Source organism: Hasllibacter sp. MH4015 (assembly GCF_020177575.1).
Taxonomy (GTDB): domain Bacteria; phylum Pseudomonadota; class Alphaproteobacteria; order Rhodobacterales; family Rhodobacteraceae; genus Gymnodinialimonas.
Genome location: NZ_JAHTBK010000002.1, coordinates 1 through 16,353, shown reverse-complemented (window position 1 = coordinate 16,353; position 16,353 = coordinate 1). Strand labels below are relative to the sequence as shown.

Below are 16,353 nucleotides of genomic sequence, written 5' to 3'. Positions count from 1 at the left end.
TGCGATACGGACCAAAAACCGCCGGAGCGATCCGGTAGAAACTGAGCCGGCAGAGACATCTGCCAATTTGGAGAAAACCTGTGGATAGAGCCCAGAAAGAGAAAGTGGTCGAGGAACTCGGCCAGATCTTCGAAAGCTCTGGCGTCGTGGTGGTTGCACACTACCAGGGCCTCACGGTTGCAGAGATGCAGGATCTGCGCGGTCGCGTTCGCGACGCGGGCGGAGCCGTGCGTGTCGCCAAGAACAAGCTCGCCAAGATTGCCCTCGAGGGAACGCCTGCCGCCGGCATCGCGGACCTGATGGGGGGCATGACGGTTCTTGCCTATTCCGAAGATCCGGTCGCTGCCGCCAAGGCCGCGGACGACTTCGCCAAAGACAATGACAAATACGTCATTCTCGGCGGTGCGATGGGCGAGAACATCCTGGATACCGATGGTGTGAAGGCCGTCGCAAAGATGCCGTCCCGCGAGGAGCTTATTGCCTCCATCGTTGGCTGCATCGGCGCGCCCGCGTCCAACATCGCCGGTGCCATTGGCGCGCCTGCCTCGAATATCGCTTCCATCCTTTCGACCATCGAAGAGAAGGCGGCGTAAGCACCCGTTGAGAACCCGCCCCTTGCGGCGTTGGAACCCATACCTACATACGGAACCTGAAAAATGGCTGATCTGAAGAAACTCGCAGAAGAGATCGTTGGTCTGACCCTCCTGGAAGCCCAGGAACTCAAGACCATCCTGAAAGACGAATACGGCATCGAGCCCGCCGCTGGCGGCGCAGTGATGATGGCCGGCCCTGCCGATGCAGGCGGTGCCGCTGCCGAAGAGCAGACCGAATTCGACGTCGTGCTGAAGAATGCCGGCGCCTCCAAGATCAACGTGATCAAGGAAGTGCGCGGCATCACGGGCCTCGGCCTGAAAGAAGCCAAGGACCTCGTCGAGGCCGGTGGCAAGATCAAGGAAGGCGTCGACAAAGCCGAAGCCGAAGAGATCAAGGGCAAGCTGGAAGCAGCTGGCGCAGAGGTCGAGCTGGCCTGATTGGTCAACGAACGCCCCTCAGGGGGTGGCAGATATGGCTGGGCCCGGAGGATATCTGGGTCCAGCCGTCCGCGTCTTTGAGGCGGGCACGTCTTGGCAAGGGCCCCACCGGGGGGTGTTTCCCAAGACGGTGACGAAAGGGTCGGGCTTTGCCGGTGGGACGGCAGACAGATTGACCCGTCGAGTCTTGTATCTTGCGAGCACTCCGCCGAGGCCCCGGCGGCGGGAGTGCCGCGCGAGAGAGAAAGGTGCATACGCACATGCCGCAGACCTACGCAGGCCAGAAACGTATCCGCAAATTTTATGGCAAAATCCGCGAAGTGCTGGAGATGCCGAACCTGATCGAGGTGCAGAAGTCGTCTTACGACCTGTTCCTGAAATCCGGTGATCAGCTTGAGCCGATGGACGGCGAAGGCATCAAAGGCGTGTTCCAGTCGGTTTTCCCGATCAAGGACTTCAACGAGACCGCGATCCTCGAATTCGTCAAGTATGAGCTGGAGCAGCCCAAGTTTGACGTCGAGGAATGCCAACAACGCGACCTGACCTATGCCGCGCCCCTCAAGGTGACGCTGCGGCTGATCGTGTTCGATATCGACGAGGATACCGGCGCGAAATCGGTCAAGGACATCAAGGAACAGGACGTCTTCATGGGCGACATGCCCCTGATGACGCCGAACGGGACGTTCATCGTGAACGGCACCGAGCGCGTGATCGTGTCCCAGATGCATCGTTCGCCGGGCGTGTTCTTCGACCACGACAAGGGCAAGACGCATTCATCGGGCAAGCTGCTGTTCGCGTGCCGCATCATTCCCTATCGCGGCTCCTGGCTGGACTTTGAGTTCGACGCCAAGGACATCGTGTTCGCGCGCATCGACCGCCGCCGGAAGCTGCCGGTCACGACGCTGCTCTATTCCCTGGGCCTCGACCAGGAAGGCATCATGGATGCCTATTACGATACCGTCACCTTCAAGATGGTGAAGAACAAGGGCTGGGCCACCAAGTTCTTCCCCGAGCGTGTGCGCGGCACCCGCCCGAACAGCGATCTTGTGGACGCCAAAACCGGTGAAGTCATCGCCGAGGCCGGCAAGAAGGTCACGCCGCGCGCGGTCAAGAAATGGATCGACGACGGCACTGTAGAAAACCTGCTGGTGCCGTTTGACGGCATCATCGGGCGCTTTGCGGCCAAGGACATCATCAACGAGGAAAACGGTGCGATCTATGTCGAGGCCGGGGACGAGCTGACCTGGGAAGTCGACAAGGACGGGGAAGTCACCGGCGGGACGCTCAAGGAGCTGATCGACGCGGGCATCACCGAGATCCCGGTGCTCGACATCGACAACGTCACGGTCGGCCCGTACATGCGCAACACCATGGCGGTGGACAAGAACCTGAACCGCGAAACCGCGCTGATGGATATCTACCGCGTCATGCGTCCGGGTGAGCCGCCCACGGTTGAGGCCGCGTCGACCCTGTTCGATCAGCTGTTCTTCGACAGCGAGCGTTACGACCTGTCCGCCGTTGGTCGGGTGAAGATGAACATGCGTCTGGACCTGGACGCGGAAGACACCATGCGCACGCTGCGCAAGGAAGACATCATCTCCTGCATCAAGGCGCTGGTTGAGCTGCGCGACGGGCGGGGCGACATCGACGATATCGACCACCTCGGCAACCGCCGTGTCCGTTCGGTCGGTGAGTTGATGGAGAACCAGTACCGCGTGGGTCTGCTGCGCATGGAGCGCGCGATCAAGGAGCGTATGTCGTCGGTCGAGATCGACACGGTGATGCCGCAGGACCTGATCAACGCCAAACCGGCTGCGGCCGCTGTGCGTGAATTCTTCGGTTCCTCGCAGCTGTCGCAGTTCATGGACCAGACGAACCCGCTGTCGGAAGTGACGCACAAGCGGCGCCTGTCCGCGCTTGGGCCAGGCGGTCTGACGCGGGAACGCGCGGGCTTCGAGGTACGCGACGTGCACCCGACCCACTACGGTCGCATGTGCCCGATCGAGACGCCGGAAGGCCCGAATATCGGCCTGATCAACTCACTGGCCACCTATGCCCGCGTGAACAAGTATGGCTTCATCGAGACGCCCTATCGCCGGGTGGAGGATGCGAAGGTCACGGATGACGTGGTCTACATGTCCGCCACCGAGGAGATGCGGCATACCGTGGCCCAGGCCAACGCGAACCTTGATGAGGACGGCAAGTTCGTCAACGACATGGTCAACACGCGGATGTCCGGCGAATACACGCTGAACGCCCGTGAAAGCGTCGACCTGATCGACGTGTCGCCCAAACAGTTGGTTTCGGTCGCGGCCTCGCTGATCCCGTTCCTTGAGAACGACGACGCGAACCGCGCGCTGATGGGATCCAACATGCAACGTCAGGCGGTTCCGCTGTTGCAGGCGGACGCACCCTTCGTGGGCACCGGCATCGAATCGGTCGTGGCGAAGGACTCCGGCGCGGCGATCATGGCCAAGCGTGGCGGCATCATCGACCAGGTCGATGCGCAGCGTATCGTTGTGCGCGCCACCGAGGATCTGGAGCTTGGTGACGCGGGCGTGGACATCTATCGCCTGCGCAAGTTCCAGCGGTCGAACCAGAACACCTGCATCAATCAGCGTCCGCTGGTGAAGGTGGGTGATACGGTCGGCAAGGACGAGGTGATCGCGGATGGCCCGTCCACGGATATCGGTGAACTGGCGCTCGGCAAGAACGTCATCGTCGCCTTCATGCCGTGGAATGGCTACAACTACGAGGACTCGATCCTGATTTCCGAGCGTATCGTGAAGGACGACGTCTTCACCTCGATCCACATCGAGGAATTCGAAGTCGCCGCCCGTGACACGAAGCTGGGGCCGGAAGAGATCACCCGCGACATCCCGAATGTCGGTGAGGAGGCGCTGCGCAACCTCGACGAGGCGGGGATCGTCTATATCGGTGCCGAAGTGGGCCCGGCGGACATCCTTGTGGGTAAGATCACGCCGAAGGGCGAAAGCCCGATGACGCCGGAAGAAAAGCTTCTGCGCGCCATCTTCGGGGAGAAAGCCTCGGACGTTCGTGATACGTCGCTGCGTCTGCCGCCCGGTGATTTCGGGACGGTCGTGGAAGTACGTGTCTTCAACCGCCACGGTGTGGAAAAGGACGAACGCGCGCTCCAGATCGAGCGGGAAGAGGTGGAACGCCTTGCCCGTGACCGCGACGACGAGTTGGTGATCCTTGAGCGGAACATCTACGCCCGTCTGCGCGGCATGATCGAAGGCAAAGTGGCGGTCAAAGGCCCCAAGGGTGTGAAGCCGAATACACCGATCACCGCCGAATTGCTGGACGATCAGCTGTCGCGCGGCCAGTGGTGGCAGCTTGCCCTCGAAGACGAGCAGGATGCGGCCCAGGTCGAAGCCCTCAACGAGCAGTTCGATGCGCAGAAGCGCGCATTGGATCACCGCTTCGAGGACAAGGTGGAGAAGGTCCGTCGCGGCGACGATCTGCCCCCGGGCGTGATGAAGATGGTCAAGGTCTTCATCGCCGTGAAGCGCAAGCTTCAGCCGGGCGACAAGATGGCCGGCCGTCACGGCAACAAGGGTGTGATCTCCAAGGTGGTCCCGATGGAGGACATGCCGTTCCTTGCGGACGGCACGCCGGTCGACTTCGTGCTGAACCCGCTGGGTGTGCCCTCGCGTATGAACGTGGGTCAGATCCTGGAAACCCATATGGGTTGGGCCGCGCGCGGCATGGGTCTGAAGATCGACGAGGCGCTGGACGAGTACCGCCGCTCCGGCGACATGACCCCGGTGCGTGACGCGCTCAAGATCGCCTATGGCGAGGATGTCTATAACGATGCCTTTGGGGATCGGGACGAAGACAGCCTTCTGGAGGCCGCGGGCAACGTCACCAAAGGCGTGCCGATTGCAACGCCCGTCTTCGATGGTGCGAAGGAAGCGGATGTGAACGACGCGCTTGTGCGGGCCGGGTTCTCCACCTCGGGCCAGTCGGACCTGTTCGACGGGCGCACGGGTGAGAAATTCGCCCGTCCGGTGACGGTGGGTGTGAAATACCTGCTGAAACTGCACCACTTGGTCGATGACAAGATCCACGCCCGGTCCACGGGGCCGTACTCCCTCGTCACGCAGCAGCCGCTGGGTGGTAAGGCGCAGTTCGGTGGTCAGCGCTTCGGTGAGATGGAGGTCTGGGCGCTGGAAGCCTACGGCGCCGCCTACACCTTGCAGGAAATGCTGACGGTGAAGTCGGACGACGTGGCGGGCCGGACAAAGGTCTACGAGTCGATCGTGAAGGGTGAGGACAACTTCGAAGCCGGCGTGCCGGAATCGTTCAACGTTCTCGTCAAAGAGGTCCGCGGCCTGGGCCTCAACATGGAACTCCTGGATGCGGAGGAGGACGAAGGGGGCATCGCGGCGGAGTAACTCGCCGATGCCTCCGGGGCGGTCCACGGATCGCCCCCCTCCCTTACGCGCCCTTAATTTCAAGGATTCGAAATGAACCAGGAACTGACAAACAACCCGTTCAACCCGCTGACGCCGCCCAAGGCGTTTGATGAGATCAAGGTATCGCTCGCAAGCCCCGAGCGTATCCTCAGCTGGTCCTACGGGGAGATCAAGAAGCCCGAGACGATCAACTACCGTACGTTCAAGCCCGAGCGTGACGGCCTGTTCTGTGCTCGGATTTTTGGGCCGATCAAGGATTACGAGTGCCTCTGCGGCAAATACAAGCGGATGAAGTATCGCGGCGTTGTCTGCGAGAAATGCGGTGTGGAAGTCACGCTGCAAAAGGTCCGTCGTGAGCGGATGGGCCATATCGAGCTGGCCGCCCCCGTCGCGCACATCTGGTTCCTCAAGTCGCTGCCGTCGCGCATCGGCCTGATGCTGGACATGACCCTGCGCGATCTGGAGCGGATCCTCTACTTCGAGAACTACGTGGTGATCGAACCCGGCCTGACGGACCTGCAATACGGTCAGTTGATGGGCGAGGAAGAGTTCATGGATGCGCAGGACGCTTACGGCGCCGATGCGTTCCAGGCCAATATCGGAGCGGAAGCGATCCGCGAGATGCTGTCCCAGATCGACCTCGAGTCGGAGGCCAACCAGCTGCGCGAGGACCTCAAAGAGGCCACGGGTGAGCTGAAGCCGAAGAAGATCATCAAGCGTCTGAAGATCGTCGAGAGCTTCCTGGAATCCGGTAACCGTCCGGAATGGATGGTCATGACTGTCGTGCCGGTGATCCCGCCAGAGCTGCGCCCGCTGGTGCCGCTCGACGGGGGCCGTTTTGCGACGTCCGACCTCAACGATCTCTATCGTCGGGTTATCAACCGGAACAACCGCCTCAAACGCCTGATCGAATTGCGCGCGCCGGACATCATCATCCGCAACGAAAAGCGGATGTTGCAGGAATCCGTGGACGCTCTGTTCGACAACGGCCGTCGGGGCCGTGTGATCACGGGCGCCAACAAGCGCCCGCTGAAATCGCTGTCGGACATGCTGAAAGGCAAGCAGGGCCGTTTCCGTCAGAACCTTCTGGGGAAGCGGGTCGACTTCTCGGGCCGGTCCGTCATCGTGACGGGTCCGGAGCTGAAGCTGCACCAGTGTGGTCTGCCGAAGAAGATGGCGTTGGAGCTGTTCAAGCCGTTCATCTACTCGCGTCTTGAGGCGAAGGGGCTCTCGAGCACCGTGAAGCAGGCCAAGAAGCTGGTGGAAAAGGAACGTCCTGAGGTTTGGGATATCCTTGACGAGGTGATCCGGGAGCATCCGGTTCTGCTGAACCGCGCGCCCACGCTGCACCGTCTTGGCATCCAGGCGTTCGAGCCCGTGCTGATCGAAGGCAAGGCGATCCAGCTTCACCCGCTGGTCTGTTCGGCCTTCAACGCGGACTTCGACGGCGACCAGATGGCCGTGCACGTCCCGCTGTCCCTTGAGGCGCAGCTGGAAGCGCGTGTTCTGATGATGTCCACGAACAACGTTCTGTCGCCCGCAAATGGCGCACCGATCATCGTGCCGTCGCAGGACATGATCCTTGGCCTCTACTACGTGACCCTCCAGCGTGAGGGCATGAAGGGCGAGGGCATGATCTTTGCCGATGTGGACGAAGTGCGCCACGCGCTCGACGCTGGTGAAGTGCATCTGCACGCCAAGATCCACGCGCGCCTTCCTCAGATCGACGAGGAAGGCAACGAGGTCATGGTGCGGTTCGAAACCACGCCGGGCCGCGTCATGCTGGGGGCTTTGCTTCCGCTGAATGCCAAGGCGCCGTTCGATCTGGTGAACCGTCTTCTGCGGAAGAAGGAAGTGCAGCAGGTCATCGACACCGTCTACCGCTACTGCGGTCAGAAGGAATCGGTCATCTTCTGCGACCAGATCATGACGATGGGCTTCCGCGAAGCGTTCAAGGCCGGCATCTCGTTCGGCAAGGACGACATGGTGATCCCGGACGACAAGTGGACGCTGGTTGATGAAACCCGCGACCAGGTCAAGGAATTCGAACAGCAATACATGGATGGCCTGATCACCCAGGGTGAGAAGTACAACAAGGTCATTGATGCCTGGTCGAAAGCCAACGACAAGGTGACGGATGCCATGATGGGCACGATCTCGGCCGCCAAGCGCGACGAGGACGGTGCCGAGATGGAGCCGAACTCGGTCTACATGATGGCCCATTCCGGTGCGCGTGGTTCTGTCACTCAGATGAAGCAGTTGGGCGGCATGCGCGGCCTGATGGCCAAGCCGAACGGCGAGATCATCGAGACGCCGATCATCTCCAACTTCAAGGAAGGTCTGACCGTTCTTGAATACTTCAACTCCACCCACGGCGCCCGGAAAGGTCTGTCGGACACGGCGTTGAAGACGGCGAACTCGGGCTACCTGACGCGGCGTCTGGTCGACGTGGCCCAGGATTGCATCGTGCGTATGGACGATTGCGGCACCGAGAACACGATCAAGGCCGAGGCTGCCGTCAATGACGGTGAAGTCGTGGCCTCGCTGGCGGAGCGCATCCTGGGTCGGACGGCCGGTGAGGACGTGTTCGTGCCCGGCACCGATGAGATCATCGTCGCCAAGGGTGAGTTGATCGACGAGCGCAAGGCCGATGCCGTGGAAGCGGCGGGCGTCACCACGATGCAGATGCGTTCCCCCCTGACCTGTGAGGCGGAGGAAGGCGTTTGCGCGACCTGCTACGGTCGTGATCTGGCGCGCGGCACGAAGGTGAATACCGGCGAGGCCGTGGGCATCATCGCGGCGCAGTCGATCGGTGAGCCGGGGACACAGCTGACGATGCGGACGTTCCACATCGGCGGCGTGGCCCAGGGTGGTCAGCAATCGTTCCAGGAGGTCAACGTCGACGGCACCGTCGAATTCCGCAACCCCAACCTGCTGAAGAATGCAAACGGGGAAAACGTGGTGATGGGCCGGAACATGACGCTGGCGATCATGGATGACCAGGGTGGCGAACGGGCGAGCTTCAAGCTCGGCTACGGCACCACGGTCATGGTCGAGGATGGCCAGAAGGTCGTCCGCGGTGATCGTCTGTTCGAGTGGGATCCCTACACGCTGCCGATCATCGCGGAAGCGGCGGGTACGGCGAAGTTCGTGGACCTCGTCTCCGGCATCTCGATCCGGGACGAGACGGACGATGCCACCGGCATGACCCAGAAGATCGTGTCCGACTGGCGCACCGCGCCCAAGGGCAACGAGCTGAAGCCCGAAATCATCATCGCCGGTGAGGATGGAGAGCCGATGCGCAACGATCAGGGCAACCCGGTCGTCTACACGATGTCGGTCGACGCCATCCTGTCCATCGAAGAAGGGCAGAAGGTGCAGGCCGGTGACGTGATCGCCCGTATCCCGCGGGAAGGTGCGAAGACGAAGGACATCACCGGTGGTCTGCCGCGTGTGGCCGAACTCTTCGAAGCGCGTCGTCCCAAGGACCACGCCATCATCGCGGAAATCGACGGCTACGTGAAATTCGGACGCGACTTCAAGAACAAGCGCCGGATCGCCATCGTGCCCGCCGATGAAAGCATGGAGCCCGTGGAATACATGGTGCCCAAGGGCAAGCACATCCCCGTGGCCGAAGGTGATTTCATCCAGAAGGGTGAATACATCATGGACGGCAACCCGGCCCCGCACGACATTCTTGCGGTTCTGGGGGTCGAGGCGCTGGCCGATTACATGATCGACGAGGTGCAGGACGTCTATCGCCTGCAGGGCGTGAAGATCAACGACAAGCACATCGAGGTGATCGTGCGCCAGATGCTCCAGAAGTGGGAGATCCAGGATTCGGGCGAGACCACGCTTCTGAAAGGGGAGCATGTGGACAAGGCCGAATTCGACGCGGCGAACGAAAAGGCGGTGGCCGATGGTCGTCGCCCGGCACAGGGGGAGCCGATCCTTCTGGGCATCACCAAGGCGTCGCTGCAAACGCGCAGCTTCATCTCGGCCGCGTCGTTCCAGGAAACCACGCGCGTGCTGACTGAGGCATCGGTTCAGGGCAAGCGGGACAAGCTGGTCGGCCTGAAGGAGAACGTCATCGTCGGCCGGTTGATCCCGGCAGGCACCGGTGGCGCGACTCAACAGGTGGAGCGGATCGCCAAGAGCCGTGACCAGGTCGTGATCGACGCAGCGCGGGCCGAGGCGGAAGCCGCAGCAGCCCTTGCCGCGCCCGAGATGGAAGAGGCGGAGGCCGCAGCGCCCGAAGGCGACGCGGCGGAGTAACCTGCCGATCCAGTGAAAACAGAGCGCCCCGTCGGCAACGGCGGGGCGTTTTGCGTTTCGGATCGGGCGCGCGGACGGCTAGTCTTATGCCGCACGGAAAGCGAAGGGCGCATGGGATGGATCAGGCACGGGCGGAAGCTATCAAGGGCAAGGTGAAGGGCATCGCGGCGGATCTGGCCCCGGGGTCCGGGTTCGTGCCCAAATATGGCGGGGAAGCCTTGGCCCCCGACCCGGGCGACCCGAAGACCTTCGTGGCCGGTGTTTTCGCCTACAAGGACCACGTTTCGGTCGAATTCTCAGAAGGTGCGGATTTCGACGATCCGAACGGCCACCTGGAGGGCGGCGGCAAGCGTAGGCGCCACGTGAAGCTGCGCGACGTGGACGGCGTCGCGGGCAAGGATGTGCGACAGTTCCTCGCGCAGGCGCTGGCGTGAAACGGGGGATTCCCCCATTGGCCCGTTTCGCCTAACGTCTGCTGCAGGGGGCGGGTAAGGGCCTGTTTATGGGTGTTGTGAACAAGATCATCGGGGTTTGCCGTTTCTCCTACTTGGGCGATGCGGGCTTCGAGACGCTGAAAGGCGGGGCGGAGGAAGCGGCGCGACAGCTCTACGCGCCGGGTCGGATGCAACGCCGGTTCGCCTATTTCGAGAATATCTGCATCCCGTCGCTCGCCAATCAGACGGATCAGGACTTCGTGCTCGTGGCCCTGATCGGCGACACGATGCCCTTCCATTTCCGCAAGCGCCTGAAACGGCTGGCCGACAAACACGCCTTCCTGCGCGTGGTCACGTTGGAGGCGGCAGGCCCGCTGAATTCCACCCGACGCGCATTCCGGCGGGGGCTGGATGAGGAGGAGGCGGATTTCATCACCGGTTTCCGGCTGGATGATGATGATGCCGTGGCCTGCGACTATATCGAAAAGACGCGGGAGATTTCCGATAACCTCATACAGTTGGGATGGGCCCACGCGGACACGCCCGCCGCTGTCTGTTTCCACCGCGGCATCTATTGGGACATGAAGCGCGAAGATGATCCGTTCTGGGATTACTCCGAGGTGATGCCTCTGGGTCTGGCCAGCGCGATGATCGCGCCGCCCGAGGCGATGGCGAACATCTATCGCTGGAACCACCGCAAGCTTGCCGCCCATGCGCGGTGCTGGATCGACCCGCATGATTACATGTTTGTCCGCACGCTCCATGGCCACAATGACAGCGACCGGTCCATCCCGCCCCGCGCGCGGCAATTGCCGGAATGGCAGGCGCGCAAGCTGTTTCGCGAGCGGTTCGGGCTGAACCCCAAGCGGCTTCTGCCGATGATGCGCAAGTTGCAGGAGGACGGGTCCGGCATGGCCCGGCAATTGGCGGACGAGGCGCGCGCCGACCTGGCCGGGGATGGCGACGGGGAATGACACCCAACGCAAAGGGCGCGCTTTTCATGATGGGGTCGATGGCGTCGTTCACGCTCAACGATGTGGTGGTCAAACTGCTGGCCGAAGACTTGCCGCTCTTCCAGATCGTGTTTCTGCGCGGGGTTCTGACCACGATCTTGCTGACGGCGACCGTGGCCGCCCTTGGCAGGCTCAGCTTCCGCATCCCCCGCCGCGACCGAGGCAAGGTGGCCCTGCGCACGTTGTTCGAGATTGCGGCGCTGGTTACGTTCCTGACGGCGCTGATCAACATGCAGATCGCCAACGCTACCGCGATCCTGTCGGCCCTGCCCTTGGCCGTGACCCTCGGCGCGGCGCTTATCTTTCGGGAACAGGTGGGCTGGCGCCGGATGAGCGCGATTTGCGTGGGCGCGGTCGGGGTCTTGCTGATCGTTCAGCCGGGGGCCGAGGGCTTCAACATCTATTCGCTTCTGGCATTGGTGACGGTGGTGCTGGTTGCGGGCCGGGACCTGGTGACGCGCAGCTTCTCGAACGACCTGCCGTCCATGACCGTCGCGGTGATCACCGCCGCCGCGATCTGCGTGTTCGGTGGCGTGATGTCCGTGACGGAAGTGTGGGTCAGGCCGAGCGGGGCGCAGCTGGGGCTTTTGGCGCTGGCGTCGTTCTTCATCATCGGTGGCTATGTCTTCTCCATCCTCGTGATGCGGGTGGGGGAGGTCGCAGTGACGGCCCCGTTCCGCTATACGTCACTGGTCTTCGCGCTCATCATGGGCTGGCTGGTCTTCGCGGAATTTCCGAATGCGCTGGCCTTGGTGGGGGCGGTCATCGTGGTGGCAACGGGGGTGTTCACCCTGATCCGGGAAAGGCGGGTGAAACATGCCTGAAGGTGTCCAGATCCAGGGATTGTGCCGGTTTTCGCTGCCCTGCACGGGCGGATTCAAGAAGTACCACGAAAGCCTGGAGGATCGTCGCGCGGCACTATATGCGCCCAAGCGGCTGGATGAGCGGACGTTGTGGTTCGAATATGTGTTCCTGCCGCCCCTGCGCGCGCAAACGGATGCGGACTTCACCATGCACCTGGTTCTGGGGGAGGATTTCCCCGACCCGTGGCGCAGCCGGGTAGAGGCCGCGATCCGCGATGTCCCGCAAATCAAGGCCCATTGGCGCGCGCCCGACGATCACCGCGCGATCTGCCGCGATGTGCTGTGGGGTGGGCGGGATGCGACGCGCGCCGTGGTGGCCGAGTTCCGGCTTGATGACGATGATGCGGTTGCAATCGACTACGTGCAGCAATTGCGCCGCAGCTGGAACAAGGTCGGGCGGCTGGCGAATTTCCACGGTCGCGTGGCGCTGGACCACGGCAAGGGCGTCGTGTTGGAAGCGCAGCAGGACGGAACGATCAAGCCGCATGTCTTCAACACCCAATGCTGGTCGGCGGGCCTTGCGATCTACCTGCGGCCCGAAGACGAGGCGATCGTGATGGATTTCCCGCACCACAAGATTTGGTCGCGGGTGCCGTTCGTGAACCTCACCGATTCCGTGATGTTCATCCGGGGCGACCACGACCATAACGACGCCCGCACGCCGTTTGCCGCCGCCTTGCCGGTGCCGGTTCCCGACGGGGACATCGCCGACGTGATCCAGCGTCGGTTTGCCATTGATTTTCCGGCGTTTCGTGCCGATTGGCAGGCATTGGTGCGAGGCTAGGCCCACGGGGCGGGTGGCGCTGTTGACACCCCATCCTCAACCCCCTATATCGCGCCCACTTGGCCCGGCGACCCATCGGTCGCGCTTTGGGGCTGAAATACAGATCTAGTGGCCACGATCCGAGCGATTTTGAAGCTCCGATCCTCTGGGAATTCCACCGCGGCGCCCTCCAGGTAGGGAAGGGGCGCATGCGGTTTTGGTGTTTTTGTGCGGTTTGGCCGCGCGCGCGGAGGCACCGCTGACATGTGAGAGAGCAAGACGGGGACCCCGAATGCCAACGATTCAACAGCTGATCCGCAAGCCGCGGCAGCCCAAAGTAAAACGCTCCAAGTCCCAGCATTTGGAGAGCTGCCCGCAGAAACGTGGCGTTTGCACGCGCGTCTACACGACCACTCCGAAGAAGCCGAACTCGGCCATGCGGAAGGTCGCGAAAGTGCGCCTGACCAACGGCTACGAGGTCATCAGCTACATCCCCGGTGAAAGCCACAACCTTCAGGAGCACTCCGTGGTTCTGATCCGTGGCGGTCGTGTGAAAGACCTTCCCGGCGTGCGCTACCACATCCTGCGCGGTGTGCTTGATACGCAGGGCGTCAAAGACCGTCGCCAGCGTCGTTCGAAATACGGCGCCAAGCGCCCCAAGTAAGAAGAGGATTGAGCGATGTCGCGTCGTCACGCTGCCGAGAAACGCCAGGTCCTGCCCGACGCCAAGTTTGGCGATATGGTCCTGACCAAATTCATGAACAACCTGATGATCGACGGCAAGAAGTCGGTCGCAGAGCGCATCGTCTACAACGCGTTTGACCGCGTCGAGGACAAGCTGAAGCGCGCGCCCGTTGAGGTGTTCCACGAAGCCCTCGACAACATCAAACCCGCGGTCGAGGTTCGGTCCCGCCGCGTGGGTGGTGCCACCTACCAGGTGCCCGTCGATGTGCGCCCCGAGCGTCGTGAGGCGCTGGCAATCCGCTGGCTGATCACCGCGTCGCGCGCCCGCAACGAGAACACGATGGAAGAGCGTTTGGCCGGTGAGCTGATCGACGCCGTCAACTCTCGCGGGTCCGCCGTGAAAAAGCGCGAAGATACCCACAAGATGGCCGACGCCAACCGCGCGTTCAGCCACTACCGCTGGTAAGCGATCAGGCGGCCCCATCCGGGGGCCGCTTCCCGTTTCAATTTCAAGCCTGAGGACATTCCCATGGCACGCGACTATCCCCTCGACCGGTACCGGAACTTCGGGATCATGGCCCATATCGACGCGGGCAAGACCACCTGTTCCGAGCGGATCCTGTATTACACCGGCAAATCCCACAACATCGGTGAGGTGCACGACGGTGCAGCCACGATGGACTGGATGGAGCAGGAGCAGGAGCGCGGGATCACGATTACCTCCGCTGCGACGACCACGTTCTGGGAGCGCACCGAAGACGGCAAATCGCCCGACAGCCCGAAGCACCGCCTGAACATCATCGACACGCCCGGCCACGTGGACTTCACCATCGAGGTTGAGCGGTCTCTGGCCGTTCTTGACGGCGCTGTTTGTGTGCTCGACGCCAATGCCGGTGTGGAGCCGCAGACCGAAACCGTGTGGCGTCAGGCCGACCGCTACAAGGTTCCGCGGATGGTGTTCGTCAACAAGATGGACAAGATCGGCGCGGACTTCTTCAACTGCGTCCACATGATCGAGGACCGCACCGGCGCCCGCGCCGTGCCTGTCGGTATCCCGATCGGCGCCGAGAACGAGCTTGAGGGTCTGATCGACCTCGTCACCATGGAAGAGTGGCTGTGGCAGGGCGAAGATCTGGGCGCCTCCTGGGTCAAGGCTCCGATCCGCGATAGCCTCAAGGACATGGCTGACGAATGGCGCGGTAAGATGGTCGAAGCCGCCGTCGAAATGGACGACGACGCCATGATGGAATACCTCGAAGGCAACGAGCCCGACGTGCCGACCCTGCGCGCGCTTCTGCGCAAGGGGACGCTGTCGATGGCGTTCGTTCCGGTTCTGGGTGGTTCCGCGTTCAAGAATAAGGGCGTGCAGCCCCTGCTCAATGCCGTGATCGACTACCTGCCGAGCCCGCTCGACGTGGTCGATTACATGGGCTTCAAGCCGGGTGACGAGGACGAGGTGCGCAACATCCCGCGCCGCGCGGACGACGACATGGCCTTCTCCGGCCTCGCCTTCAAGATCATGAACGATCCGTTCGTGGGCTCCCTGACGTTTGTCCGGATCTATTCCGGTCAGCTGAAGAAGGGCGACACGATGCTCAATTCCACCAAGGGGAATAACGAGCGTGTGGGCCGCATGATGATGATGCATTCCAACAACCGCGAGGAAATCGACGAAGCCTTCGCAGGCGACATCATCGCGCTTGGCGGCCTGAAGAACACCACGACCGGGGACACCCTGTGCGACAAGAATGACCCCGTCGTTCTGGAAACGATGACGTTCCCCGATCCGGTGATCGAGATCGCGGTCGAGCCCAAGACGAAGGCCGACCAGGAGAAAATGGCGACGGCGCTTCAGCGTCTGGCGGCAGAAGATCCGTCCTTCCGCGTCGAAACGGATCTCGAATCCGGGCAGACGATCATGAAGGGCATGGGCGAATTGCACCTCGACATCCTCGTCGACCGCATGAAGCGCGAGTTCAAGGTCGAGGCCAATATCGGTGCGCCCCAGGTGGCCTACCGGGAGACGATCGGCCACGAGGTGGAGCATACCTACACCCACAAGAAACAGTCGGGTGGCTCGGGTCAGTACGCGGAAGTCAAGCTGCTCATCACGCCGACGGAGCCGGGCGAGGGCTACTCGTTCGAATCCAAGATCGTGGGCGGTGCAGTGCCGAAGGAATACATCCCCGGCGTCGAGAAGGGCATCAAGTCCGTCATGGATAGCGGCCCGCTGGCCGGCTTCCCCGTGATCGACTTCAAGGTGCAGCTTCTGGACGGTAAGTTCCACGACGTCGACTCGTCGGTTCTCGCCTTCGAAATCGCAGCCCGCATGGGGATGCGCGAAGGCATGAAGAAGGCCGGCGCCAAGCTTCTGGAACCGATCATGAAGGTCGAAGTGGTGACGCCCGAGGATTACACCGGCAGCATCATCGGCGACCTCACGTCCCGCCGGGGTCAGGTGCAGGGTCAGGATACGCGCGGCAATGCCATCGCGATCGACGCCTTCGTGCCGCTGGCCAACATGTTCGGCTACATCAACACGCTGCGCTCCATGTCGAGCGGCAGGGCGCAGTTCACAATGCAGTTCGACCATTACGAGCCGGTACCGAGCAACATCTCGGAAGAGATCCAGGCGAAATTCGCATAAACGGCGGGGCGGTGACGCCGCCCGCCCCAACCGTAGGACAGCGCGCCGCGCTGTCCGCACACCAAGCAGGAGGCCATCATGGCAAAAGAGAAGTTTGAACGCACGAAGCCGCATGTGAACATCGGCACGATTGGTCACGTTGACCACGGCAAGACGACGTTGACGGCGGCGATCACGAAGTATTTCGGCGACTTCAAGGCGTAT

General features: G+C 62.2%; 12 protein-coding genes. All 12 read left to right on the top strand.

Annotated elements, in window-relative coordinates:
- Window positions 1-80: 80 nt before the first annotated feature.
- On the top strand, window positions 81-593 hold the full coding sequence (gene rplJ, locus KUW62_RS18915) for a 50S ribosomal protein L10 (RefSeq protein ID WP_224817170.1): 513 nt from the start codon (window positions 81-83) through the stop codon (window positions 591-593).
- A 63-nt stretch (window positions 594-656) separates the two neighbouring features.
- Complete coding sequence (gene rplL / locus KUW62_RS18910; RefSeq protein ID WP_224817169.1) at window positions 657-1,031, top strand: 50S ribosomal protein L7/L12; 375 nt, start codon at window positions 657-659, stop codon at window positions 1,029-1,031.
- A 260-nt stretch (window positions 1,032-1,291) separates the two neighbouring features.
- The gene (gene rpoB, locus KUW62_RS18905; RefSeq protein ID WP_224817168.1) at window positions 1,292-5,449 is read left to right on the top strand and encodes a DNA-directed RNA polymerase subunit beta; all 4,158 of its coding nucleotides are present in this window, start codon (window positions 1,292-1,294) and stop codon (window positions 5,447-5,449) included.
- Window positions 5,450-5,521: 72 nt separating this feature from the next.
- The gene (gene rpoC, locus KUW62_RS18900; RefSeq protein WP_224817167.1) at window positions 5,522-9,745 is read left to right on the top strand and encodes a DNA-directed RNA polymerase subunit beta'; all 4,224 of its coding nucleotides are present in this window, start codon (window positions 5,522-5,524) and stop codon (window positions 9,743-9,745) included.
- Between the two features lie 116 nt (window positions 9,746-9,861).
- The gene (locus KUW62_RS18895) at window positions 9,862-10,179 is read left to right on the top strand and encodes a DUF1801 domain-containing protein (RefSeq protein ID WP_224817166.1); all 318 of its coding nucleotides are present in this window, start codon (window positions 9,862-9,864) and stop codon (window positions 10,177-10,179) included.
- 68 nt (window positions 10,180-10,247) lie between these two features.
- A complete protein-coding gene (locus KUW62_RS18890) occupies window positions 10,248-11,153 on the top strand; it encodes a glycosyltransferase (RefSeq protein ID WP_224817165.1) in 906 nt (301 codons plus the stop codon).
- The gene (locus KUW62_RS18885) at window positions 11,150-12,016 is read left to right on the top strand and encodes a DMT family transporter (protein ID WP_224817164.1); all 867 of its coding nucleotides are present in this window, start codon (window positions 11,150-11,152) and stop codon (window positions 12,014-12,016) included. Before KUW62_RS18890 ends, KUW62_RS18885 begins: the two co-directional genes overlap by 4 nt.
- The gene (locus tag KUW62_RS18880) at window positions 12,009-12,839 is read left to right on the top strand and encodes a putative rhamnosyl transferase (protein ID WP_224817163.1); all 831 of its coding nucleotides are present in this window, start codon (window positions 12,009-12,011) and stop codon (window positions 12,837-12,839) included. Before KUW62_RS18885 ends, KUW62_RS18880 begins: the two co-directional genes overlap by 8 nt.
- Window positions 12,840-13,110: 271 nt before the next feature.
- Complete coding sequence (gene rpsL, locus KUW62_RS18875) at window positions 13,111-13,482, top strand: 30S ribosomal protein S12 (protein ID WP_071673925.1); 372 nt, start codon at window positions 13,111-13,113, stop codon at window positions 13,480-13,482.
- A gap of 15 nt (window positions 13,483-13,497) precedes the next feature.
- Window positions 13,498-13,968, top strand: a complete 471-nt coding sequence (gene rpsG / locus KUW62_RS18870; RefSeq protein WP_224817162.1) for a 30S ribosomal protein S7 — start codon at window positions 13,498-13,500, stop codon at window positions 13,966-13,968.
- Window positions 13,969-14,031: 63 nt separating this feature from the next.
- A complete protein-coding gene (fusA, locus tag KUW62_RS18865; protein WP_224817161.1) occupies window positions 14,032-16,149 on the top strand; it encodes an elongation factor G in 2,118 nt (705 codons plus the stop codon).
- A 78-nt stretch (window positions 16,150-16,227) separates the two neighbouring features.
- A partial coding sequence (locus KUW62_RS18860; protein ID WP_231739787.1) for a GTP-binding protein occupies window positions 16,228-16,353 on the top strand: 126 nt, incomplete at its 3' end.

Excerpts from the sequence above, each read along its gene's own strand:
- rpoB (WP_224817168.1), top strand. The coding sequence starts at position 1,292 with ATGCCGCAGACCTACGCAGGCCAGAAACGTATCCGCAAATTTTATGGC.
- KUW62_RS18890 (WP_224817165.1), top strand. The coding sequence starts at position 10,248 with ATGGGTGTTGTGAACAAGATCATCGGGGTTTGCCGTTTCTCCTACTTG.
- KUW62_RS18895 (WP_224817166.1), top strand. The coding sequence starts at position 9,862 with ATGGATCAGGCACGGGCGGAAGCTATCAAGGGCAAGGTGAAGGGCATC.
- rplL (WP_224817169.1), top strand. The coding sequence starts at position 657 with ATGGCTGATCTGAAGAAACTCGCAGAAGAGATCGTTGGTCTGACCCTC.
- rpoC (WP_224817167.1), top strand. The coding sequence starts at position 5,522 with ATGAACCAGGAACTGACAAACAACCCGTTCAACCCGCTGACGCCGCCC.
- rpsG (WP_224817162.1), top strand. The coding sequence starts at position 13,498 with ATGTCGCGTCGTCACGCTGCCGAGAAACGCCAGGTCCTGCCCGACGCC.
- KUW62_RS18880 (WP_224817163.1), top strand. The coding sequence starts at position 12,009 with ATGCCTGAAGGTGTCCAGATCCAGGGATTGTGCCGGTTTTCGCTGCCC.
- rpsL (WP_071673925.1), top strand. The coding sequence starts at position 13,111 with ATGCCAACGATTCAACAGCTGATCCGCAAGCCGCGGCAGCCCAAAGTA.
- fusA (WP_224817161.1), top strand. The coding sequence starts at position 14,032 with ATGGCACGCGACTATCCCCTCGACCGGTACCGGAACTTCGGGATCATG.
- KUW62_RS18885 (WP_224817164.1), top strand. The coding sequence starts at position 11,150 with ATGACACCCAACGCAAAGGGCGCGCTTTTCATGATGGGGTCGATGGCG.